Below are 576 nucleotides of genomic sequence, written 5' to 3'. Positions count from 1 at the left end.
ATTTTAGAATTAGCTGATCAATTGGGAGAAGATGAAGGTAAGTCAATTACCTATGGGCAAAACATGTTATCTGTCCAACGAGAAACAGTTGATACTAATTTAGTAACCAAGCTTTACATTGTGGGCGCAAATAATGCTTCAATTGCCTCGGTTAATAACGGCAAGAATTATATTACTGACGTTTCAGCAAATTCTCTTTATAACACTGATCAGAACACCTGGCTGGAAGGAACAATTACTAGTGACACTATTACTGAACCTAAAGCATTACTTGATTGGGGATTACGCGAATTAAGATTGTACAATCATCCACGAATTAACTATGCCGTGGAGGTAACTCAAGATTTTCAAGCTAACTTGGGCGATACTATTAAGGTGATTGATTTATCTATGAACCCGATTTTAACCACGGAGGCAAGAGTCATTCAGCAAACTACCTCAGAAAGTGACCCAAGTCAAAATAAAGTTGTATTAGGTGAGTTCAGTACAGTTAAAGTAATTACGCCGGCGTTTATTCGCAATATGGAACAGCGTTGGAATGATCACGTTAAGAAACTATTTGAAGAAGCCCGAGAG

At 37.8% G+C, this 576-nt stretch carries 1 protein-coding gene; it reads left to right on the top strand.

The features are described 5' to 3' along the window. The coding region (locus CBI42_RS11140; RefSeq protein ID WP_179211411.1) for a phage tail spike protein at window positions 1-576 on the top strand (576 nt) is incomplete at both ends.

Origin of the sequence: Streptococcus sp. KR (assembly GCF_002238115.1) — a bacterium.
Taxonomy (GTDB): domain Bacteria; phylum Bacillota; class Bacilli; order Lactobacillales; family Streptococcaceae; genus Streptococcus.
This window is presented reverse-complemented; position numbering and strand designations above follow the sequence as displayed.